Origin of the sequence: Nocardia nova (assembly GCF_002933465.1) — a bacterium.
Classification (GTDB): domain Bacteria; phylum Actinomycetota; class Actinomycetes; order Mycobacteriales; family Mycobacteriaceae; genus Nocardia; species Nocardia nova_B.
The window spans coordinates 191,009-212,709 of sequence record NZ_PSZE01000003.1 but is presented as its reverse complement, the minus strand read 5'-3'; the positions used below and the strand labels follow the sequence as shown (position 1 = coordinate 212,709).

Sequence of the window (21,701 nt, the reverse complement as noted above, 5' to 3'; positions counted from 1 at the left end):
TCAGCGCAGGTAATCGGTGGCGATGCCGGCGCCGAGATCTTCGAGCAGATCCGCGGCGTGGGCGATGGAACGCGCCGGGTCCGATTCGAGGTCGGTGAGGCGATAGCAGCGGGCCAGTCCGGCGGCCCGGAGTTGCTTCGAGCTCAGGGTGCAGCGCCCGGCGACGGCGACGACCGGCACGCCCGCGGCACCAGCCGCCGCCGCGACTCCGGCGGGCGCCTTCCCGCGTAGCGTCTGTTCGTCCAGCGCGCCCTCTCCGGTTACCACCAGCTGTGCGCCATGCAGCTGATCGGCGAAATCGATCAACTCGAGGATCACCTCGATCCCGGACCGCGGCCGTGCCCCGAGCACCGCCATGGTTCCGAATCCGGTTCCGCCCGCCGCACCCGCCCCGGGGCGCTCGGCGTAGCGCGGTGCGTCCTGCCCACCCGCCGCCGGGGCTCCGGTGTACGTGCCGGCGCTGCGCTCGACCACACATGCCCATCGGGTCAGGGCGAGTTCGAGTTCTTCGCACTGCTGTGGCGAAGCACCTTTCTGTGGCGCGAAAACCGCTGCGGCGCCGTGTGGTCCGAGCAGCGGGTTGTCGACATCGCTGGCGAGGACGAACTGGGTCTCGCGGATCGCGGGATGCAGGCCGGAGTAGTCGACGGTGTGAGCGTTCACGAGAGCTGCCGCACCACGGGGCAACTCGCATCCGTCCGCATCGAGGATGCGCAGCCCCAAGGCTTGCAGCAGGCCGGCGCCGCCGTCGGTCGAGGCGCTGCCGCCCAGCCCCAGGACGATGTCGCGGAAACCGTGGTCCAGCGCGTGCCGAATCAGCACGCCGAGTCCGTAGGTACTCGCCTCCATCGGCGCCCGCCGACCGGCCGGCAACTTCACGAGCCCGACCGCCTCCGCCAATTCGATCAACGCCGTATTCGCCTGTACCGCATAGCTGCCCGCGCTTGTCTCGGCTGTCGGACCGACGGTATCGACCCACACTCGCTCCCAGCCCGCTGCCACGAACGCGTCCACTGTGCCGTCACCACCGTCTGCCACCGGCACCTGCCGGATCTCGGCGTCGGGCACTACTCGCGCGATACCGGCCGCTACCGCCGCCGCCACCCCGGGCGCCGCCAGCGACCCTTTGAATTTGTCCGGCGCCACCACCACCCGACAGGGCCTCCCGCGCACCATCGCAACCCCAATCCGTCGGCAAGCAGTCGAACACGCTCACGGTACTGCGCGCGCTCCGATCGTGCGGTGCACCGCGGTCCGCCCCAGCCGCCGGCCGTGCTCGGTTGCCGAGGCGTCCGCGCCGCGAACCGTCGCGGTGCGTACCGGACTCACGGCATGGGCGCCTGATCCACGTGATCGATCCCCACCTGACCGGTACGCAGGTACGTCACCACGGCGTCGTCGAGCGGAGTGTTACCGCGACCGAAGGTACCGTGGTCGCCACCGTCGACGGTGATCAGATCTCCGTGCAGGGCCGCCGCAGGTAGTCCCCGTCGTCGCATCCGCGCCGTCGCCCCGTCCGGCCGGTCGACGGCCGTCGTCGCATCGAGCATCCGACCACTCGAGCTCCTGCATTGTCGCCAGCCGCGCCGGGTGCGACAACTCGAACCGTCCGACACGGGCAAGGATGTCGGCGTAGCCGCGCACCGTCGGTGATCGACACGCTCTAGGCTCAGCGAATGACGCAGGGTGCGCAGCAGAACACCGAGATTCGAGACAACCCACAGCTCGACCGATTCGAGCTGTATGTCGACGGACAGCACGCCGGGGTGGCCGCCTATCAGGACACCGCCTCCGAACGCGCCTTCGTGCACACCGAGATCTATCCGCAGTACGAGGGGCAGGGCTACGGCCGCTTGCTGGTGCAGGGTGCGCTCGACCGAACCGTGGAACAGGGCTTCGGCATCCTGCCGCTGTGCGCGATGGTGCATCACTTCGTCGAATCCCGGCCGCGGTATCTGGCGACGGTGCCGCAATGGGCGCGGGAACGATTCGGCCTGCCGCAGTAGCCGGCGGGCGCATCGGGGTGGCCGCTTCGAGCCGAACCGCGAATCACGCGCCACTAAACACAGCGCGCGCCCCGCGACGGTGCGATGATGACTAGCGTGGCACGCGCAGAGGAACACGGCGACCGCCCGAGACGTGAATCCCGGTACGAGGAACAGGCGGTGCGGCCCGGCACCTTGCTGGTCTCGGCAACGGAGCTGGTCGAGCCCACTTTCCGGCGCACCGTGATCTACATCGTCGAACACAACGATGCGGGCAGTCTCGGTGTCGTCCTGAACCGCCCGAGCGAAACGGCGGTGCAGGACGTGCTACCACGCTGGGCCGATCTCGCGGCGGGACCCCGCACGCTGTACGTGGGCGGGCCGGTGAAGCGCGATTCGGCACTGTGTCTGACCACTGTCCGCGTCGGTGCCTCGATCGAGGGCATCCGCGGGCTGCGCCGCGTGGACGGTCGCGTGGCGCTGCTCGATCTGGACTCCGACCCCGATTCGATCGCACCGCTGGTCGAGGGCATCCGCATCTTCGCCGGCTATGCCGGGTGGACCTTCGGTCAGCTGGAGGGCGAACTGGAACGCGGGGACTGGATCGTGTTGTCGGCGTTGCCGTCGGATCCGTTGGCGGGACGCACCGATCTGTGGGCGCACGTGTTGCGACGGCAGCCGCTGCCGCTGTCGCTACTGGCGACACACCCCATCGAACTAGAACGCAATTGATTACGTATCCACGGAGTGTGGTTCCCCAACGCTCGCCTCGACCGAGGCGGCGGATACACCCCGTCGGCGCCCATGTCTGACTCCGCGATCCCCCCCGTCGACGCGGCGCCCTCCCGGGCGCGTTTGTTGCGGGTGCTCTACGACGAGCACGCACCGACGCTGTGGCGATACACCTACAGCCTGGTCGGCGATGCCGGACGGGCCGAGGACATCGTGCAGGAGACGTTGTTGCGGGCCTGGCAACGGCCGCAGGTCCTCGACCAGTCGACGGCCTCGGCGCGAGCGTGGTTGTTCACCGTGGCCCGGCATCTCGCCGTCGACGAATTCCGCAGTGCGCGGCATCGGCGCGAGTACGGCACCGACACGCCGCCCGAACAGGCGGCTCCAGACGAGGCGGAACGCGCAGTGGACAGCTGGGTGATCACCGACGCGCTGGCTCGGCTCAGCTCCGATCACCGCGAGGTGATCGTGCGGGCCTACTATCGCGGACTGTCGACACACCAGATAGCGAACGAATTGGCGATTCCCGAGGGCACCGTCAAATCCCGGATGCACTACGGGATGCGAGCGTTGCGTTCGGCCCTACAGGAGATGGGGGTGACGAAATGACATCGGCCGATACCGCGTCGCACGACGACGACTATGCGACCTGGGATGCCCCGTATGTGCTCGGCGCCCTCGACCCCGACCAGCGGCTCGAATACGAGGCGCATCTGTCCGAATGCCTCGAGTGCCGCCTGGCCGTCGCGGACCTTTCGGGCTTGCCGGGACTGCTCGGCCACATTCCCGGTGACGTCGCTCTCTCGCTGATCGAGGACGAGTCCGCCGCAGACCATGCCGGCCGTTTCGGCGACGCCGGCTTCGACGCCCTGCTGAACCGGGTGCGCGCGAGCGAAGCCACCACCGAGGACGCCGGGCTCCTGCCCTTCGAATCGCACGGCGCCGGCCCGTCCGCCGCGACGGGCGCGACCGAGCCCGGCGGGGCCGCGGGCACTTCGGCGACCCCCGCCGAAGCCCGGCGAACCGAGCTGGAGCGGGCCCCCGTCTCGCTGGCAGCGGCGCGCGAGCGCAAGCGCAGCCGCAGCGGTCCGTGGCTCGCCCTGGCCGGTGCGGTGGCCGCCGCCGCAGCCGCGGTGGCCATCACCATCCCGATCACCGTCGCGCACACCCAGCACAACAATCCGCCCACCGCCGAGCAGGTGGTCACGGAACGACAGATGGATCAGGTGATCCCGTCTCCGATCACCGCGAACTTCACTCTCACACAGCTGAATTCCGGTACACGCGTGAACATGTCGTGCAACTACGCGCCGTCGGATACCGATTACACCTGGGACGGCGCGCTGTGGGTGGTGCATACCGACGGCACGCAGTCGATGGTGGCGCAATGGTCGGCACATCCTGGGCAGACGGTGACCGCGGACGGCATCACCTCGGCCCCGGCGGACAAGATCCGATCGGTCGAAATACGTTCGAGCACGACCAACCGGGTGTTCCTGCGCGGAACGGTGTGAGCGGCCGCCCTCAGCCGATCCGCCGGGAATCGAGATCGCCGATTTCGCCCGAAGCCGTGCGGGCCGACGGCGCGTTCTGCGCCGCGGCTCGGCGTCACAGCAGGACGAGGGTGGTGCACAGGGCGGCGAGGGCGAGTGCCTGCAGGCCGACCCGGTAACCCAGGATGCTCTCCCACTTGTCCTGCAGCGCGCGGGCATCGGCGGGGATGACGCCGGTCTGCGCCGCCTGCGTCTGCGCGGTGTTGATCGGCTTGGCGATCCGCGCGTAGAGACCGAGCCAGCTCAGCAGCGCCAGCAACGCGATCCCGGCCGCCACCGCGGCACCGGTGGCTCCTGCCACGGCCGCGATGACGACGGCGAGCACGGTGCCGATCACACCACCGGCGCCGGCGAAGGGCATTCGCCGGTCGCCGTAGTAGTGCCCCCATCCGGCCGAGACGGTCATCGTCGCGTCGTCGAGTTTGCGATAGACGGGCCGGAAGATGAGGGTGGCGGCGATATCGGTGCCGTAGACGATGGCGTTGGCGAGAACGGCCAGCACGGTCAGTACCTGCGCGAATGCGGTCAGCATGGGAGGACTCCTAGTCGACATCTAGCGTTGCTAGCTTCTAGGGCAACAGTAGATGCTCTCAACTAGGTTGTCTAGCGATGCTAGAAATTTTACCGTCAGGCCCGGACCGGAAGGCCGGCACACCGATCCCCCGCGGCCTGCCCGGGCGGCGGGCGCCGCCGCGGAACCGGATCGGCGCGGCCGTCGAAGGCGTGCAGTACCGCGGCATCGGCACGCGGATCACCGACCGCGATCCGCGCACTGCCGTCGGGGTAACCCTTGGCCGCGATCCCCGCCCCCGTCAACGTCGCATGGGCCGCGGGCCCCGGCAGGTAGAGGAAGTTGCCGCGGCTGCACGGCACGGCTAAACCTTTGTGCCGCAATGCCGTTCGAAGCAGTTCCCGCTCGGCGGTGATATCGGCGATCCGTTCGGCGAGCTCCGCCGAGGCGGCGTAGCAGGCGCGCACGGCGGCGACCGCGTAGTCGGGCATTCCGAACGGAAGTTGCAGTCGCCGCACCCGCGCGATCAGTTCCGGCGCGCCGAACGCATAGCCGATACGCAGTCCGGCCAGGCCGTAGGCTTTCGAAAAGGTGCGCAACACAAGGAGATTGGGATAGCGGGCGACGAGTTCGCAGGGGTCGACCGTTTCGGCATCGGCCAGGAATTCCACGTAGGCCTCGTCCAGGATCACCGGAACGTGTCGCGGCACACCGAACAGAAAGGCCTTCAACTCCGCGGCGGGCGCCACCGTCCCGGTCGGATTGTGGGGGCGGCAGATCGCGACCAGTGCCGTGCGCTCGTCCACCGCCCGGGCCATCGCCGTCAGCCGCTGCCGTCCGCTCGAATCCAGGGGAACTCCCACGACTTGCAGACCCGCGATAGCGGCCATGATCGGATAGCCGTCGAAGGTCGGAGTCGCGAGCACCATGCGCCGCCCCGACCCCGAGACCGCCCGCATGATCTGCAGCACCACACCGGTCGCCCCCGCACCGACGACCACCTGATCGGCATCGACGCCGAGGTGCGCGGCGATCACGGCCGGCAACCGCCGGGGCAGGAATTCCGGATACCGATTGGCGCCGCGAATCGCCTCGTTCACCACCGCGAGCACCGAAGGCAGTGGCGGAAAGGGGTTTTCGCTGAGCGTCAGATCGAACCGCGGCGTCGGTATCGGCTGCGTCACGGCGGGTTCAGACGAATTCATCACGCCGCACCCCAGCGCACCGCGGCCGCGGCCGCGAAATCCCCGGCGTGGGCGAAGGCCGCCAGCAGCACCACCGACCCGTTGCGCAACCGGCCGGCCCGATTCTCGATATCCAGGGTCACCGGAATGCCGGCGGCGAACAGATTTCCGCATCGATCGAAGGAATCCGGATGCCGTTCCGCGGGCAGTTCCAGCGCATCGTGCCAATTCCGCAGGAACAGGCGGTTCGGCTGATTGGTGACGAAGGTGTCGATATCGCGGCCTTTCACCCCGATGCGGTCGCACACCGCGTGGGCGAGTTCCGGGACCAGCCGGTTGCCGCGCGCGAAGACCTTCGTCACCTTCGATTCGGTGAAACTCACGCAGCTCTGTCCTTCCCCGGGCTCCCAGTACTTGCGTTCGGAGCCGGTGGAGAAATCCATATCCCCGGCGAATTCCGGGAAGGTGCGGCATTCGATATCGAGGATCGGCGCACTGTTGTCCTTGACCAGCAATCCCACCCCGCAGCCATCTCCCGGCACCGGCGCCTGCGCCAGTTTGCGAATCTCGGTCTGGGTGAAGACCGGCCCCGCGGTGTTCTGCGTCGTCGCGATCAAGGCGGTGCGGGCGTCGGTCGTCTGCAGAATCATCCGGGCCAGCATCATCATGTGGATGAATGCCGCGCAGCCGCCGTTGTGCACGTCGAAGACCCAGTTCGGATTCATCCCCAGCCGCCGCGCCACCTCCGGCCCGGCGCCCATGACCGGATTGTCGGGGAGCTGGGTATGGGTGAGCAACACGTCGATATCGGCGAGCGTGCCGGCGCCGTGCCGTTCGATCAGCGGCGCGACCGCGCGTTCGACCATATCCACGGCGGTTTCGTCGCGGCCCTTGTGATGGCGACCGCGCGGCGCGCGGAACATGACGTTCTTCGCCATCCGGTCCGAACGCGCGAATTGCGTGAAGTATTCGGTACCTACCGGCTCACCCGGCAGATAGCAGGCCACATCGACCAGACTGACCGGTGCCGGCCGCAGGGCGGGATCGGTGAAATCCATCTCGCGCGTCCTCACTTCATCCACTCGGGGGTGATCGGAAGTCCGTGCGCGGCACGGTATTCGGCGATCGCCTTCAGGTTGTCCAGCTCCAGCCGATGACCGGCAGAGAACATCTCCCAGAAATCGCCGACCCAGACCGTGCGGCCCACCGGGGCCTTGTCGGGATAGGGATTCGCGTCGTAGAACGGGTGGCGGCAATTGGTCCACAACACCACCGAACCGGGCTTGTTCAACACCACCTGGGCGTCGACGACCCGCATCAGGTAGACCATCCACAGGTGTTCCCCCTGATCCCACGCACAGTGGTAGTCCACGGTCATCGCATCCGGATTGGCCTCGGTGCGCGTGAAGATCCGGGTGTCCTTGCCCAGCCGGTCGTAGGATTCCCACAGCCCCGGAGTGGCGGTTTCGGTGAATCCGCGCAGACTGTAGGTCCACTCCTCCAAACTCTGTGTGTGCGAGAGGTATTCGTACAATTCGCGCGGAGGCGCGGCGATATAGTCCTGCACCGGGCAGAATTGACCGAAGATCTGGTCGTGGGGATAGACCGAGCGCAGCATATCCATGATGATCGGCGTGGTCTCCTCGCGATCGGAATTCTCGATGCGCAACAACCCGGGAATCACGCGGTGCGGAGGATCGGGGATGTCACTGAGAGCGGGCGCGGTGCTGATGGTCACGGATTCCTCCTCGATGCAGACAGGAAGGGGATGAACGGCGGTATCTCGTCGGGATCGCAATCGATCGAAACGAACGAGGGCCCGGGCGTTTCCAGGCAGTACGACAGCGCTGTCGCGAGCTCGGCCGGCGTCGCCGGCGAGAAGGAGGGCAGATCCGGGAACATCGCCGCGATACCGGCTCCCAGATGCGCTTTGTGAAATCTGTTGAAGCTGTATCGATCTCCGTAGAACAGTTGCTCACGGGTCACGCACATGGCGTGCGCTGAATTGTCGAGTACGACGAAGGTCACCGGCAGCCCGTACTGGACCGCGGTGTGAATCTCCATGCCGTGCATGTAGAAGGCGCCGTCGCCGGCCACGACCACGGTGCGCCGCTCGGTCCCGTCGTCGCGGTGCCGGCGGGCGAAACAGGACCCGATGGCGGCGCCGAAGGCGTAGCCCATACCGCCCATGCCCAGGGCGACGACGAAGCGGCCGTCACGCGGCAGACGGAGATGATGCACCACCGATGCCCCGGTATTGCCCGCGTCGGCGAAGACATCGGTATCCGAATGCATTGTGCTGTTGAGCGTTTCGACGATGTCGCGATAACGCAGGCCCGGTCCGTCCGCGGGCGGAACCGGCAGCGGGTCGGGCCTGCGGCGCGGGCGCCGGGGATCCACCCGGTGCACCCGGCCCGCGCCGGCACTCAGCTCCGACGTCAGTTCGCGGAGTGTGGCGGCCAGATCGGTACTGGTGGCATGGACCGCGGGGAGGTAGGGCGGCTCACCGCCGACCGACACCGTCGACGCGCCCAGCACCGATTCCAATCCGGCGCGCGCGGTGACCGGCATCCGGGTGCCGACCAGCAAGCACAGGGCGCTGCCGTTCAGGGCGTCGGCCAGTTCGGTATGGCCCATACTTCCGGCGACACCGAGGAATCCTGGTTCGGTGCAGTCGTACACATCCTTGGCGTCCGGCGCGACGCCGACCCCGGCGTCGAGAACCGCTGCCAGATCACGCAGTTCGGCACGAGCATCGTCGCGGGCGACCTGCGCGCCCGCGATGATCACGACCTTGCCGACCGCGCGGGCCGCTCGCAGCCCCTCCAGGAGCCGATCGATACCGGCGTCGTCCCGGCCGTGTACCGGACACGGTGCGACGAACGGGTCGGCGCGAAGTTCGGCCTGCTGAACATCCTTGGGCACCAGCAGGACCGCCGGACCGCCCGCACGTGCGGCCGCGACGGCGCGGGAGAGGTGGGCCGGAAGCGAGGCGGGCGTCTCCACCCGTGCGCAGTACAGCGCGATCGTGGCGAAAAGTTCGGCAGCGTCGAAGGTTCCGGCTCGGCCGCTGGAATCCTGGAAGGCGCCTCTACCTTCGAGGTCGGTCGGAGCCTGCCCCACCAACGCGAGCACCGGGACCCGCGAGGCATGCGATTCTGCCAGTCCGGCAACCAGATTCATCGCTCCGCCACCGGAGGTCGCGCAGACGACGCCGAGGCCCGCGGTGGAACGGGCATAACCGTCGGCCATGGTGGCGGCGGCGAATTCGTGTTTGGCGACCACCGCGGTGATCCGGTCCGAGGCGTCGTGGACCGCGTCGAAGAGATCTTCGATATTGGCGCCGTCGACGCCGAAGATATGTCGAACGCCCATGTCCGATACGGCCCGCACCAGATAGTCGACCAGTCGTAACGGCATCGCCGCTCCTTCCCGTGGGGAGTTCGGAAGCCGGCCGCGGTGCCGAACCGAACGCACTCAGCCGAGATACGAAGCACGCCCCCGACCGGTTCATCGTTCCCGCGTGCCGTCGCACAAGGATCCCCTTGTGTGTACGTATACATCTACGTATAGTTGGGACATGCCGAACAAGACCGTGTACGTCTCCGATGACGATCTACCCCTGTTCCAGCGCGCGCAGGAGCTGGTCGGCGGCAATCTGTCGGGTGCGATCGTGACGGCACTGCGCCGATACATCGAGCTCGAGGAGGGGCGGCTGCAGGGATTCGACGAGATCGTCCTGCGGGTCGGCCACAACGGCGCCCGGCAGGTGCGATTCTCGGGGGTACTGCTCACCGAGTCGAGCGATATGGGCAACGAGCGCTTCGAGCGTATTCGCGTATTCCGCACACGCAGGGGCAAATTCGTGCTGCACCGGCAGCGTGCGGAATGGACGGACTACCCCACCGACACGAACTGGCTGAAGGATCTGACCAATTGGCGGCGAATGCTCGGCGTCACCGATCCGGACTGGGGCGAATTCACCATGGACATCTACGACTCACCGGCCGACCTGAAAGGCAGAGTTCCCGACAAGCTGTACGACCGCATCAGCGACCTGACCGAGCATCCGCAGATCGAGGATCTCGACATCTGACCGACCGCTTCGAGCCGAAATAACCTCGACCGCAAGACAATTCGATATCGACCCACCTTGTCCGCAGGAATCCCGCGGACACGGCTCGGTCGACGCATGCATTCATCGCTATCTTATTATGGAAGGACCACCATGAGTTCACCGGCCATATCGGTCACCGGTCTACGGAAATCGTTCGCCGACCATGTGGTGCTGGACGGTATCGACCTCACCGTGCCGGAGGGCAGGATCTTCGCGCTGCTCGGCCCCAACGGCGCCGGGAAGACGACCACCGTCCACATCCTCGCCACCCTGACCCGGCCCGACGACGGCAACCTGCGCGTCGGGGGCCACGACCCGGTCACCGATCCCGACGCCGTCCGCACTGCCATCGGCGTGACCGGCCAGTTCTCGGCGGTCGACGAACTGCTCACCGGACGCGAGAACCTGCTGCTGATGGCAGATCTGCACCATCTGCCCCGTAGCGAGGGCCGGCGCGTCGCCGACGACCTGCTGACCCGCTTCGACCTGCTGAACGCCGCCGACAAGGTGGCCGGGAGCTACTCCGGCGGTATGACGCGCCGGCTCGACCTGGCGATGACGCTGGTCGGCAAGCCGCGCATCATCTTCCTCGACGAACCCACGGTCGGCCTGGACCCGCGCAGCCGGCGCGGGATGTGGGACATCATCCGCGAGCTGGTCGCCGACGGCGTCACCATCTTCCTCACCACCCAGTATCTGGAGGAGGCCGACCAGCTCGCGCACCGGATCGCGGTGCTCGACCACGGCCACATCGTCGCCGAGGGCACGCCCGAACAGCTGAAACGTCTTGTGCCGGGCGGACATATCCGCCTGACCTTCGGCGACGAGGAGCAGCTGCGCAGCGCCGCCGAACTACTCGGCGGAACGACCACGGACTCGACCCTGGCGGTGCCCAGCGACGGCGGCGTCGCCTCGCTGCGCGACGTCCTGGACCGGCTCGGGCGCGCCCGCATCGAGCCCGAAAGCCTGTCGGTGCACACCCCCGATCTCGACGACGTCTTCCTCACCCTCACCGGCCGCACCGCACCCGAGAAGGAATCCGCACGATGACCACGCACACCCTCGCCGACTCCCGCACGATGCTGCGCCGGAACCTGGTGCACGCCAAGCGATATCCCGGCATGACGATCAGCATGTTCATCATGCCGCTGGTGATGTTGCTGATGTTCGATTACATCTTCGGTGGCGCACTGGAGAAAGCCACCGGCGGCAGTTATATCGACTACCTGGTCCCCGGCATGATGCTGATCATCCCGGCCTATCTGGTGGTCGGTGTCGCGGTGGCCATCGCCTCGGATATGACCAAGGGCATCGTGAACCGGTTCCGGACCATGCCCATGGCACATTCCTCGATCCTCACCGGCCAGGTCGCCGGGACCGTGATCCAAGGTGTGCTGGGTGTGGGCCTGATGGTCGGGGTCGCGGCACTGATCGGCTTCCGCCCCGATGCCACGATCGTGGAGTGGCTCGCCACCTTCGGCCTCATCGCCCTGGTGATCTTCGGATTGGCATGGCTCGGAGTGGGTTTCGGATTGGCCGCCAAAACACCGGAGAGCGCGAGCAATACCCCCACTCCGCTGATCTTCCTCCCCTTCCTCGGCAGCGGCCTGGCTCCCACCGACACCATGCCCGCCGGTGTCCGGCAATTCGCCGAGTACCAGCCCTTCACACCCCTGACCGAAACGCTGCGCGGACTGCTCATGGGCACGGCCATCGGAGGCAACGGCGTCGCGGCGGTGGCCTGGTGCATCGGCTTCACGGCGGTCGGCTACCTCTGGTCGCGCTCGCTGTTCCGCCGCAAGACCAACTGAGCTACCACCCAGTGATTAACGGACATACCGGTCGAAACCGCGTTGTCCTGGCATGAGAACGTAGGAACGAGGCCGATCGGACCCGGGCCGGCCCCATCCGGCCCGGGTTTTCGGCGCAGTCGACGACCGGAAGGAGTGCGTCCATGGCCGCCCTGGACGAGAAGCTGCAGGACATCTATGCCGAGGTACTGCAGCGCAACCCCGGTGAATCGGAGTTCCACCAGGCCGTGCGCGAGGTGCTCGACAGCCTCGGGCCGGTCGTCGCCAAACACCCCCAGTACGTCGACGCGGCGGTGATCCGGCGGTTGTGCGAGCCGGAGCGGCAGATCATCTTCCGTGTGCCGTGGGTCGACGACAGCGGGACGGTGCAGATCAACCGCGGTTTCCGGGTCGAGTTCAACTCCGCGCTCGGCCCCTACAAGGGCGGCCTGCGGTTCCATCCGTCGGTCTATCTGGGCATCGTCAAATTCCTGGGGTTCGAGCAGATCTTCAAGAACGCGCTCACCGGAATGCCGATCGGCGGCGGTAAGGGCGGTTCGGATTTCGACCCGAAGGGGCGGTCGGACGCTGAGGTGATGCGCTTCTGTCAATCCTTCATGACCGAGCTCTACCGGCATATCGGCGAGCACACCGACGTTCCCGCCGGCGATATCGGCGTAGGCGGGCGCGAGATCGGTTATCTGTTCGGCCAGTACAAACGCATCACCAACCGCTACGAATCCGGCGTGCTCACCGGCAAGGGCCTGAGCTGGGGTGGCTCGCAGGTGCGCCCCGAGGCGACCGGGTACGGCACCGTCTTCTTCACCGAGCAGATCCTCGACCGGCGTGGCGACAGCTTCGAGGGCAAACGCGTGGTGATCTCCGGCTCCGGCAATGTCGCCATCTACGCCGTGGAGAAGGTGCACCAACTGGGCGGCACCGTCGTCGCCTGCTCCGACTCCTCGGGCTACATCGTCGACGACAAGGGTATCGATCTCGAACTGCTCAAGGAGATCAAGCACGACCGGCGCGGCCGCATCCACGAATACCCCGACATCGCCCGTGGCTCGGCGTATTTCGTGGATTCCGCCTCGATCTGGGCGGTGCCCTGCGATATCGCGCTGCCGTGTGCGACGCAGAACGAACTCAACGGCAGCGATGCCCGGCTGCTGATCGAGAACGGCTGCACCATCGTGGCCGAAGGCGCCAATATGCCCTGCACGCCCGAGGCATCCCGGTTGCTGGTCGGCGCGGGCGTGACCTTCGCACCGGGCAAGGCAGTCAATGCCGGGGGCGTGGCCACCAGCGCACTCGAGATGCAGCAGAACGCTTCCCGCGATTCGTGGACCTTCGAACACACCGAACAGCGCCTCGAGACGATCATGCGCGGCATCCACGACCGGTGCCTCGAGACCGCCGAAGAGTACGGGACCCCGGGCGATTACGTCGCCGGTGCGAACATCGCCGGTTTCACACAGGTCGCCGACGCGATGCTGGCATTGGGGATCGTCTAAACGCCCGGGGCCGACGACGCGCCGGCCGTCCCGTCCGGAGCCACCGGCACCGAGTTTCGTAGGCTCGCCGTTCGTGACCGTGGTGCGCTCGATTCTGCTGTTCGTCCTGGCCGCGCTCGCCGAGATCGGCGGGGCGTGGCTGGTGTGGCAAGGGGTGCGTGAGCATCGCGGGTCGGCCTGGGCGGGGGCCGGGGTGATCGCGCTGGGGCTGTACGGGTTCGTCGCGACGCTACAGCCGGATGCTCATTTCGACCGGATCCTGGCCGCCTACGGCGGTGTGTTCGTCGCGGGGTCGCTGCTGTGGGCCATCGCGTTCGACGGCTTCCGGCCGGACCGCTGGGATGTGGCGGGAGCCGCGATCTGCCTGGTGGGCGTGACCGTGATCATGTACGCGCCGCGTGGCTGACCGGTACCGGTCGCTTACCGCCCGGGCCGGATATTTCGCGAGCCCGCCGGCGCCGCCCACGCCCACACCGCCGGCAACCGCACTCGAAAACCCTTGCGGCTCACGGTGTTCTACGTCCTTCCGGCCGGCAGTCCGCTTTCCCGCTCGATCGCCGCACCGGAGTGCGACCCGCACCGACAGTAGGACGTGCGGCGCTTGCCGGGGCAGTCAGCTCGCGAGCTCGCGCAGCAGCCCGGGAAATTCGGTGAGGTCGCGCAGGACGACATCGGCGCCGGCAGCCCGCAGCTCGGCGGCATCGCACGGACCGCTGGTCACGCCGACGGCGTATGCCGACGCGGTACGGGCGCCGCGCATATCGCCGATGTGATCACCCACGTACACGCTCGCGTCGTGGTCGCGCAGGGCCTGGGCCTTCTGTTCGGCCCACAGGTCGCCGATCACCGCGTCGGCCGGAATGTCGAGGTGGGTGAGGTGGAGTTTGGCGTTCGGTTCGTATTTGCCGGTGACCACGATCACCCGGCCGCCCAGCGCCTGAACCGCCGCGGTCGCCGCGCGGGCGCCGGGCAATTCCACCGTGCCGGCGATCGCGAAATCCGGATACATCTCCCGATACAGAGCGGCAACCGCCGGGACGCGGTCGGCGGGGAACCAGTTGGCCAGCTCGTGTTCCAGCGGCGGCCCGAGGCGGGTGACGACCAGATCGCTGTCGATCGGAGTGCGGGTGCGTCTCGACAATTCCTGATAGCAGGCGCGGATGCCGGGACGCGAGTCGATCAAGGTCATATCGAGGTCGAAGCCGACCGTGAGCGGACCCGTCATACCGGACGGCCGGACGCCGGACGGATCAATTGGCCGGCTGGCAGGCGTCGCGCAGTGAGCACGCACCGCAGGAGTTGCCGCAGCCGCCGACCTCGGCGGGCGCGAGCCCCGCGATCGCCTCGTTGGCCGCGTTGACCCCGGCGCCCAGCGTGAACAGGGCCACGATCAGTGCCACCGCGGCGGCAGCCAAGCCCACCCATACCGTCGCGACCAGCGCGATCGCACCGGCGGCCGCGAGCAGCAGACCCGCGCCGACCGAGGTGGGCCCGGCGACGCGATTGGCCACGCGATACGCCTCTTCGGTGCGGAGGGCTTCTTCGGTGTGCACACCGAAGAACCGATTGGGTGGCAGGGTGCCGGTCAGCCCGAGCACGCCCGTGACAACGGCCACGGCCGCCAGCAGAAACAGGAGGAGCGCGACCACGAACACCCGGAATACGGTACTCCGGTATCAAAACCGCGTGCCCGCGGGGCTCGCCGCCGCCGCGAACGCCCCGCTCACCCCTTTTTGGGTGCTGACGTGCGCACGCTCTACCCTGAGTGACGACGTTGTCCACAGACGTTCACCAGGGGAACTCGGCGACAAGAAGGCAGGACCGTGCAGGACACTCGTGCAACCGATACAGCCGGCGCATCGACCGGCCGGGGTGACGGGCCCGAAAGCAGCCTGCCCACGCTTCCCGGAACCGATGTGCCCGCGCACCGCTACAACGCGGAACTGGCCGGCGCCCTGGAGAGCAAGTGGCAGCGGGTGTGGGCGGAGCGCGGCACCTTCTACGCGCCGAACCCGGTCGGCCCGCTGGCCGGCGAGACCCCGGCCGACAAGCTGTTCATCCAGGACATGTTCCCGTATCCGTCGGGTGCGGGTCTGCACGTCGGCCATCCGCTGGGCTACATCGCCACCGATGTGTTCGCGCGCTACCACCGCATGCACGGTCGCAACGTGTTGCACGCGCTGGGTTACGACGCCTTCGGCCTGCCCGCCGAGCAGTACGCGGTACAGACCGGCGCGCATCCTCGGGTGACCACGGAATCCAATATCGCCACCATGCAGCGCCAGCTGGACCGGCTCGGCCTGGGCCACGACCGGCGCCGCTCGTTCGCGACCACCGACCCCGAGTTCTACAAGTGGACGCAGTGGATCTTCCTGCGCATCTACAACGCCTGGTACGACACCTCGGCGAACAAGGCCCGCCCGATCGCGGATCTGGTGGCCGAATTCGCCGCGGGTGAACGCCCCACCCCGGACGGTCGCGCGTGGGCCGAGTTGTCGCCTGCCGAACAGGGCGAGGTGCTGGACTCCTATCGCCTGGTGTACCAATCGGATTCGATGGTCAACTGGTGCCCCGGACTGGGCACCGTGCTGGCCAACGAGGAGGTCACCGCCGACGGCCGCAGCGAGCGCGGCAACTTCCCGGTGTTCCGCAAACGCCTGCGGCAGTGGATGATGCGCATCACCGCCTACTCCGACCGCCTGGTCGATGATCTGGACCTGCTGGACTGGCCGGACAATGTGAAGGCCATGCAGCGCAACTGGATCGGGCGCTCGCGCGGTGCCGAGGTCTCCTTCGCCGTGGCGCGAGCGACGGGCGCGGAGGAGGCAGCCGGCGTAACCACGGAGCGCCCCGGGAGTGCCACCGTCGATGCCGTGGCGCGAGCGACGGGCGCGGAGGAGGCAGCCGGCGTAACCACGGAGCGCCCCGGGAGTGCCACCGTCGATACAGCGAACGGGGAGAATATCGAGGTTTTCACGACCCGGCCCGACACCCTGTTCGGGGCGAGCTATGTGGTGCTGGCCCCGGAGCACGAACTGGTGGACCGGCTGGCCGCCGCGCAGTGGCCCGCCGACGTCGACCCCCGGTGGACCTTCGACGCCGCCTCGCCGACCGAAGCCGTTGCGGCCTACCGCAAGTCGATCGCCGCGAAGTCCGATCTGGAGCGACAGGAGAACAAGGAGAAGACCGGCGTCTTCCTGGGCGCCTACGCCACCAACCCGGTCAACGGGGCGCAACTGCCGATCTTCATCGCCGACTATGTGCTCTCGGGTTACGGCACCGGCGCGATCATGGCGGTACCCGGCCACGACCAGCGCGACTGGGAGTTCGCGCGGGCATTCGGCCTGCCGATCGTGGAAGTGATTGCCGGAGGCGACATCTCGGAGTCCGCGTACTCGGGCGACGGCCTGCTGGTGAACTCCGACTACCTGAACGGACTGGACGTCGAGACGGCCAAGGCCACCGTCGTCGAGCGCCTGGAGCGCGACGGCCACGGCAAGGGAACCATCCAGTACAAGCTGCGCGACTGGCTGTTCGCCCGTCAGCGTTACTGGGGTGAGCCGTTCCCCATCGTCTACGACGAGCAGGGCGCGGCGCATCCGCTGCCGGAATCCATGCTGCCGGTGGAACTTCCGGAGGTGCGCGACTTCGCGCCGGTCACCTTCGATCCGGACGACGCCGATTCCGAACCGTCGCCGCCGCTGGCCAAGGCCACCGATTGGGTGACGGTCGAACTGGATCTGGGCGACGGGGTGAAGACCTACCGCCGCGACACCAACGTGATGCCGCAGTGGGCCGGCAGCTCCTGGTACCAGCTGCGCTACACCGACCCGACCAATTCGGAGGCGTTCTGCGCGCCGGAGAACGAGCGCTACTGGCTGGGCCCGCGCCCGGCCGAACACGGTGCGAACGACCCCGGCGGCGTGGATCTGTACGTCGGCGGCGTGGAACACGCGGTGCTGCATCTGCTGTACGCGCGGTTCTGGCAGAAGGTGCTGTTCGATCTGGGCGAGGTCTCGGGTCCGGAGCCGTACCGGCGCTTGTTCAACCAGGGCTATATCCAGGCCTTCGCCTACACCGACGAGCGCGGAACCTACATCCCGGCGGCCGAGGTGGTCGAGCGGGACGGCAAGTTCTTCTGGACGAACACCTCCGGTGTGGAGATCGAGGTCTTCCAGGAGTACGGCAAGATCGGCAAATCGCTGAAGAACGCCATCTCCCCCGACGAGATGTGCGATCTGTACGGCGCGGACACCTTCCGGCTGTACGAGATGTCGATGGGCCCGCTGGACACCTCGCGTCCCTGGGCGACCAAGGATGTCGTCGGCGCGCACCGCTTCCTGCAACGGGTGTGGCGCCTGGTGGTCGACGAGGAGTCCGGGGCCGCACGCGTCACCGACGCCGAGCCTGCCGATGCCACCCTTCGCCTGCTGCACAAGACGATCGACGGTGTCGACGCCGACTACGCCGCCCTGCGCGACAACACCGCCGGCGCGAAACTGATCGAGCTGACCAACCATCTGACCAAGCAGTACCCGCAGGGCGCCCCGCGCACAGTGGTGGAACCGCTGGTGCTGATGCTGGCCCCGATGGCCCCGCATATCGCCGAGGAACTGTGGGAACGCCTGGGCCACACCACGGCGCTGGCGCACGGGCCCTTCCCGACCGCGGATCCCGCACTGCTGGTGGAGGATTCGGTCGACTATCCGATCCAGGTGAACGGCAAGGTCCGCAGCCGGGTCAGCGTACCGGCGGACGCCGATGCGAAGGCGGTGGAGACGGCCGCGCTCGCCGACGAGAAGCTGCTGGAATTCCTCGCCGGCAAGACCCCGCGCAAGGTCATCGTGGTCCCCGGCAAGCTGGTCAACGTCGTCGCGTAAGTCCCTCCCCGCTGAAGATTTCAGCAGGGTGGATTGTCAGCGCGGTGGCAACAGCACGTCGTCGAGGGTGACCATCGAGAGGTGACGCTCGCGGATGATGTCGACCAACCGGCCGTAGCAATGTGTGACGGCCGGATGGTTGGCATGGCCGATGACGATCGCCTGCGGGTTGAAGTACTTCGCGGCCATCTGCATCAGAAACTCCTCGGTGACGATCGAGGAGTCCGACAGCGAGCCGAACCACAGCGTCGGAACCGTATATCCGAGATCGGCCGCGACCCGGTCCACCGCGGCGTTGTGGTATCCGTAGGGCGGGCGGTAGTAGGGCGTTCCATCCACGCCGAAGTTGTTGTGCAGGAACGTTTTCGTGCGGCGGAACTGATCGGCGACGGCGCTGCCGGAGATCTTGGTCAGCGCGGGATGATCCCAGGTGTGGTTGCCCAGCTGGATCTGCCCGGATTCCACCAGCGGGCGCAGCGCGTCCCGGTGTACGGTCCACGAGTCGTAGACGGCGGTCACGAAGAAGGTGAAGCGGGCGCCGGTATCGCGCGCGAAGCGGATATACGCGCCGACCACCTCGGGGCTCGCGCCGTCGTCCACGGTGAGCGCGAGATTCGCGCCGGCGCCCGGCAGAGCGGTCAACGCGCCCGCCGGTGCCACGGTCTTCGGCCCGGTTGGCGGCGGGGGTAACAGCGGGGGCGGCGGCGCGGGAGGCGGAGACGGGGTGACCGCCGCGGCGGCAGGTTTCGCCCTTTCCCCGGTCACACTGTGGGCCGTTGTACAGCCTGTCAATGCGGCCGCCGTGCCCGCGGCGAGCAGCGTGAGCAGCTGCCGCCGATTCGGCCGTGCGTCACCCATGACGGTGTCGCCCCTGGTAGAAGGTCATTTCTGCCCTAAGCTACCGCACCCTCGGCGCCCTCGCCACCCGCACACCGGTCGCGCGGGCGCGTCGACCCCAGCGCTGACGGCGCCGATTCAGCCCGGCCGACAGCGCCGATTCAACCGGGCCGACACCGCCGATTCAGCGGGCGATCGGGCGCAGCACGATCTCGGTCGGGTGCGCGTCGCGTGGCGTCTCGACGGCGTTGCGGACGGCCCGGGCGACCGTCGCCGCGGTCAAGAACTCGTCAGGGTTGTAATCCCGCTGCTCGGAGGCGACGATCGCGCGTTGCATTTCGGTGTCGATGCGTCCCGGGTGAACGGAGGTGACACGCAGGCGCGGTTCCTCGAGCCGCAGCGCGTCACCGAACGCGCGCAGGCCGAATTTGCTCGCGGCGTACACACCCCAGCCCGGATTGGCGCGCAGGCCGGCGCCCGAATTGATCAGCACCACATGGCCGCCGGCGGCGCGCAGGGCGGGCAGCAGCAGCCGGGTCAGCTCGGCGACGGCAATCAGATTGGCTTCCAGCGTCTTTCGCCACAGCTCGACCGACGAGTCGGCGATCGAGCCCAGTTCGGCGACGCCCGCGTTGTGCACCAGCACATCCAGACGGTCGATCGGCGCCGTCGCCGCGGGCAGCGCGGCGTAATCGGTCAGATCGACCGGCCACGGTTGCGCATGGGGAAGTTCCGTCCGTATCTTCGCCAGCGATTCCGCCGAACGCGCGCCCAGCAGCAGTCGATGCGTCCCCGCGAGCTCCCGCGCGATCGCGGCTCCCAGCCCCCGGCTGGCGCCGGTGATCAGCGCGGTCGGTAGATCCTGCGCGGCAATGCTTTCCGAAGGTGCGGCCATGTGCTCACCGTAAACCCCACGCGCCCCCGCTGTCGCAGCGCTACGCTACGCACCCCGGTGGGGCGGACGATCACACGGGCGGGGCCCGGACAACTGCACCGCCGCGACCGGACATCTGTCGTCCATCGGTGGCGAGCCGATGCCGATGGGTGTAATCCAGACTCGAGCAACCGGTTCACAGCGGCGGGCGGGGGACGGGCACCGCGCATGACACAGAACGAGGCGATGAGGGTGGACACTGCCGAACAGATGACCGGGCCGGACCATGCCCCGGCGGCGGCCATTGTGCGGCACGCGACGCCCGGGCGCCGCGCATATCTGAAGGTGACGTCGCAGAATAGGGAGATGAACGGTCCCGGCTTCACCCCCACCCAGCTGGCTGCCCGGGCCGCCTATCTGCTCCGCGGCAACGATCTGGGGACCATGACCAGCGCGGCGCCCAAGCTCTACCCCCATATGTGGAGCTGGGACGCCGCCTTCGTCGCGGTCGGCCTGGCCCCACTGAGTGTGGAGCGCGCCGTGGTCGAACTCGACACTCTGCTCTCCGCGCAGTGGCGCAACGGGATGATTCCGCACATCGTGTTCGCCAACGGCGTCGACGGCTATTTCCCGGGACCGAGCCGGTGGGAGTGCCGCCGGCTTGCGGCCAACGCCCCCGCCGGTGTCGACACATCGGGCATCACCCAGCCGCCGGTGCACGCGATCGCGGTCCAGCGGATTCTCGACCACTCCCGGCGCCATGGCCGCACCACCCGGGCGGTCGCCGCGGAATTCCTGGATCGGCGCTGGGTCGATCTGATGCGCTGGCATCGCTGGCTGGCACATGCCCGCGACCCCAAACAGCACGGCCGGATCACCCTGTATCACGGCTGGGAGTCCGGGATGGACAATTCGCCGCGGTGGGATCGCGCCTACGCCAACGTGGTGGTCGGCGACCTGCCGCCGTATCGGCGGGCCGATATCGACGTGGTCGACCCGGCGCAGCGTCCCACCGATCGCGAATACGACCGCTACCTGTGGCTTGTGGAGCAAATGCGGCGTTGTGGCTACGACGATTTCCACCTGGCCTCGACGATGAGCTTCGCCGTGGAGGACGTCTTCGTGACCGCCGTCTTCGCACTGGCCTGTGAGGTGCTGGCCGGAATCGGTGAGGACTACCGCATGCCGCACGCCGATGTGCGCGAGCTCTACGAGTGGGCCGACTATTTCCGTGCCGGCGTGATCGCCACCGCCGATTCGCGCTCCGGCGCCGCGCGCGACTTCGACCTGCGGACCGACGAATGGATCAGCACCGAAACGCTGGCCATGTTCGCGCCGCTGCTGTGCGGCGGACTACCGCGCGCCACTGAACGCAGTCTGCTGCGCCTGTTCGAGGGGCCACGCTTCTGCGGCCATCCCGATCTGCGCTACGCGCTGCCGCCCTCGACCTCGCCGGTGTCGAAGGATTTCCGCCCGCGCGAATATTGGCGCGGGCCGGTGTGGCCGGTGATGAGCTGGCTGTTCTCGTGGGTCTTCGCCCGCCGCGGCTGGGCCGAACGATCCTTCATGCTGCGTGCGGAAGGTTTGCGGCAGGCGGGCGACGGCAGCTTTGCGGAGTACTACGACCCGTTCACCGGAGATCCGCTGGGGAGCATGCAGCAGTCGTGGACGGCCGCCGCCGTCCTCGACTGGCTCGGATGAGTCACGCGTAAACACTGGTCACA

General features: G+C 67.8%; 22 protein-coding genes. 11 read left to right on the top strand and 11 right to left on the bottom strand.

All coding sequences use genetic code 11. The annotated features are described in order from the left end of the window. Both C5E41_RS05260 and C5E41_RS05255 read right to left on the bottom strand, forming a co-directional pair. On the bottom strand, nucleotides 1-1,176 hold the full coding sequence (locus tag C5E41_RS05260; RefSeq protein ID WP_104374694.1) for a glycerate kinase: 1,176 nt from the start codon (nucleotides 1,174-1,176) through the stop codon (nucleotides 1-3). A 149-nt stretch (nucleotides 1,177-1,325) separates the two neighbouring features. Further along, entirely contained in the window at nucleotides 1,326-1,550 is a 225-nt protein-coding gene (locus C5E41_RS05255; protein WP_104374693.1) for an alpha/beta hydrolase, read from the bottom strand. A 126-nt stretch (nucleotides 1,551-1,676) separates the two neighbouring features. On the opposite strand from C5E41_RS05255, the gene C5E41_RS05250 reads away from it, so the two are divergent. The 4 genes from C5E41_RS05250 (at nucleotide 1,677) to C5E41_RS05235 (ending at nucleotide 4,231) form a co-directional block, all read left to right on the top strand. Continuing rightward, nucleotides 1,677-2,006, top strand: a complete 330-nt coding sequence (locus C5E41_RS05250) for a GNAT family N-acetyltransferase (RefSeq protein ID WP_104374692.1) — start codon at nucleotides 1,677-1,679, stop codon at nucleotides 2,004-2,006. A gap of 87 nt (nucleotides 2,007-2,093) precedes the next feature. Further along, a complete protein-coding gene (locus tag C5E41_RS05245; RefSeq protein ID WP_081879338.1) occupies nucleotides 2,094-2,717 on the top strand; it encodes a YqgE/AlgH family protein in 624 nt (207 codons plus the stop codon). A gap of 72 nt (nucleotides 2,718-2,789) precedes the next feature. Next, nucleotides 2,790-3,326 (top strand): sigma-70 family RNA polymerase sigma factor, encoded by a 537-nt coding sequence (locus tag C5E41_RS05240; protein ID WP_104374855.1) that lies wholly within the window; start codon nucleotides 2,790-2,792, stop codon nucleotides 3,324-3,326. Continuing rightward, the gene (locus C5E41_RS05235; RefSeq protein WP_104374691.1) at nucleotides 3,323-4,231 is read left to right on the top strand and encodes an anti-sigma factor family protein; all 909 of its coding nucleotides are present in this window, start codon (nucleotides 3,323-3,325) and stop codon (nucleotides 4,229-4,231) included. Before C5E41_RS05240 ends, C5E41_RS05235 begins: the two co-directional genes overlap by 4 nt. 94 nt (nucleotides 4,232-4,325) lie before the next feature. Here C5E41_RS05235 and C5E41_RS05230 read toward each other — a convergent pair whose 3' ends face one another. The 5 genes from C5E41_RS05230 to C5E41_RS05210 all read right to left on the bottom strand — a co-directional run bounded on the left by C5E41_RS05230 (nucleotide 4,326) and on the right by C5E41_RS05210 (nucleotide 9,385). Beyond that, nucleotides 4,326-4,802: a DUF1772 domain-containing protein gene (locus tag C5E41_RS05230; RefSeq protein ID WP_104374690.1), complete on the bottom strand. Its 477-nt coding sequence runs from the start codon at nucleotides 4,800-4,802 to the stop codon at nucleotides 4,326-4,328. Between the two features lie 95 nt (nucleotides 4,803-4,897). Further along, the gene (locus C5E41_RS05225; RefSeq protein ID WP_104374689.1) at nucleotides 4,898-5,986 is read right to left on the bottom strand and encodes a pyridoxal phosphate-dependent aminotransferase; all 1,089 of its coding nucleotides are present in this window, start codon (nucleotides 5,984-5,986) and stop codon (nucleotides 4,898-4,900) included. Further along, nucleotides 5,986-7,023, bottom strand: coding sequence for a 3-oxoacyl-ACP synthase III family protein (locus tag C5E41_RS05220; protein ID WP_104374688.1), 1,038 nt, complete (start codon nucleotides 7,021-7,023; stop codon nucleotides 5,986-5,988). Before C5E41_RS05220 ends, C5E41_RS05225 begins: the two co-directional genes overlap by 1 nt. An 11-nt stretch (nucleotides 7,024-7,034) precedes the next feature. Beyond that, nucleotides 7,035-7,703, bottom strand: coding sequence for an SRPBCC family protein (locus tag C5E41_RS05215; RefSeq protein WP_104374687.1), 669 nt, complete (start codon nucleotides 7,701-7,703; stop codon nucleotides 7,035-7,037). Next, a complete protein-coding gene (locus tag C5E41_RS05210) occupies nucleotides 7,700-9,385 on the bottom strand; it encodes a thiamine pyrophosphate-binding protein (protein ID WP_104374686.1) in 1,686 nt (561 codons plus the stop codon). The genes C5E41_RS05215 and C5E41_RS05210 overlap by 4 nt, the downstream gene beginning before the upstream one ends. Nucleotides 9,386-9,545: 160 nt before the next feature. Here C5E41_RS05210 and C5E41_RS05205 point away from each other — a divergent pair, with 160 nt between their 5' ends. The 5 genes from C5E41_RS05205 (at nucleotide 9,546) to C5E41_RS05185 (ending at nucleotide 13,792) form a co-directional block, all read left to right on the top strand. Continuing rightward, the gene (locus tag C5E41_RS05205; protein ID WP_104374685.1) at nucleotides 9,546-10,061 is read left to right on the top strand and encodes an EXLDI protein; all 516 of its coding nucleotides are present in this window, start codon (nucleotides 9,546-9,548) and stop codon (nucleotides 10,059-10,061) included. Between the two features lie 132 nt (nucleotides 10,062-10,193). Further along, nucleotides 10,194-11,132 (top strand): ATP-binding cassette domain-containing protein, encoded by a 939-nt coding sequence (locus tag C5E41_RS05200; RefSeq protein WP_104374684.1) that lies wholly within the window; start codon nucleotides 10,194-10,196, stop codon nucleotides 11,130-11,132. Further along, on the top strand, nucleotides 11,129-11,893 hold the full coding sequence (locus C5E41_RS05195) for an ABC transporter permease (RefSeq protein WP_104374683.1): 765 nt from the start codon (nucleotides 11,129-11,131) through the stop codon (nucleotides 11,891-11,893). Before C5E41_RS05200 ends, C5E41_RS05195 begins: the two co-directional genes overlap by 4 nt. A gap of 143 nt (nucleotides 11,894-12,036) precedes the next feature. Further along, the gene (gdhA, locus tag C5E41_RS05190) at nucleotides 12,037-13,386 is read left to right on the top strand and encodes an NADP-specific glutamate dehydrogenase (RefSeq protein WP_104374682.1); all 1,350 of its coding nucleotides are present in this window, start codon (nucleotides 12,037-12,039) and stop codon (nucleotides 13,384-13,386) included. 73 nt (nucleotides 13,387-13,459) lie between these two features. Next, nucleotides 13,460-13,792, top strand: a complete 333-nt coding sequence (locus C5E41_RS05185) for a YnfA family protein (RefSeq protein WP_104374681.1) — start codon at nucleotides 13,460-13,462, stop codon at nucleotides 13,790-13,792. A 207-nt stretch (nucleotides 13,793-13,999) separates the two neighbouring features. On the opposite strand, the gene C5E41_RS05180 is transcribed toward C5E41_RS05185, so the two are convergent. Then, the gene (locus tag C5E41_RS05180; RefSeq protein ID WP_104374680.1) at nucleotides 14,000-14,611 is read right to left on the bottom strand and encodes an HAD family hydrolase; all 612 of its coding nucleotides are present in this window, start codon (nucleotides 14,609-14,611) and stop codon (nucleotides 14,000-14,002) included. Between the two features lie 25 nt (nucleotides 14,612-14,636). Next, complete coding sequence (locus tag C5E41_RS05175; protein WP_104374679.1) at nucleotides 14,637-15,041, bottom strand: SdpI family protein; 405 nt, start codon at nucleotides 15,039-15,041, stop codon at nucleotides 14,637-14,639. Between the two features lie 168 nt (nucleotides 15,042-15,209). On the opposite strand from C5E41_RS05175, the gene leuS reads away from it, so the two are divergent. Next, the gene (leuS, locus tag C5E41_RS05170; RefSeq protein ID WP_104374678.1) at nucleotides 15,210-18,266 is read left to right on the top strand and encodes a leucine--tRNA ligase; all 3,057 of its coding nucleotides are present in this window, start codon (nucleotides 15,210-15,212) and stop codon (nucleotides 18,264-18,266) included. A gap of 36 nt (nucleotides 18,267-18,302) precedes the next feature. Here leuS and C5E41_RS05165 read toward each other — a convergent pair whose 3' ends face one another. Beyond that, complete coding sequence (locus C5E41_RS05165) at nucleotides 18,303-19,124, bottom strand: polysaccharide deacetylase family protein (RefSeq protein ID WP_104374677.1); 822 nt, start codon at nucleotides 19,122-19,124, stop codon at nucleotides 18,303-18,305. Nucleotides 19,125-19,287: 163 nt separating this feature from the next. Next, on the bottom strand, nucleotides 19,288-19,998 hold the full coding sequence (locus C5E41_RS05160; protein WP_104374676.1) for an SDR family oxidoreductase: 711 nt from the start codon (nucleotides 19,996-19,998) through the stop codon (nucleotides 19,288-19,290). A gap of 345 nt (nucleotides 19,999-20,343) precedes the next feature. Between C5E41_RS05160 and ggh the strand changes: the two genes are divergently transcribed. Continuing rightward, nucleotides 20,344-21,678: a glucosylglycerate hydrolase gene (ggh, locus tag C5E41_RS05155; protein ID WP_104374854.1), complete on the top strand. Its 1,335-nt coding sequence runs from the start codon at nucleotides 20,344-20,346 to the stop codon at nucleotides 21,676-21,678. Nucleotides 21,679-21,701: the final 23 nt, after the last annotated feature.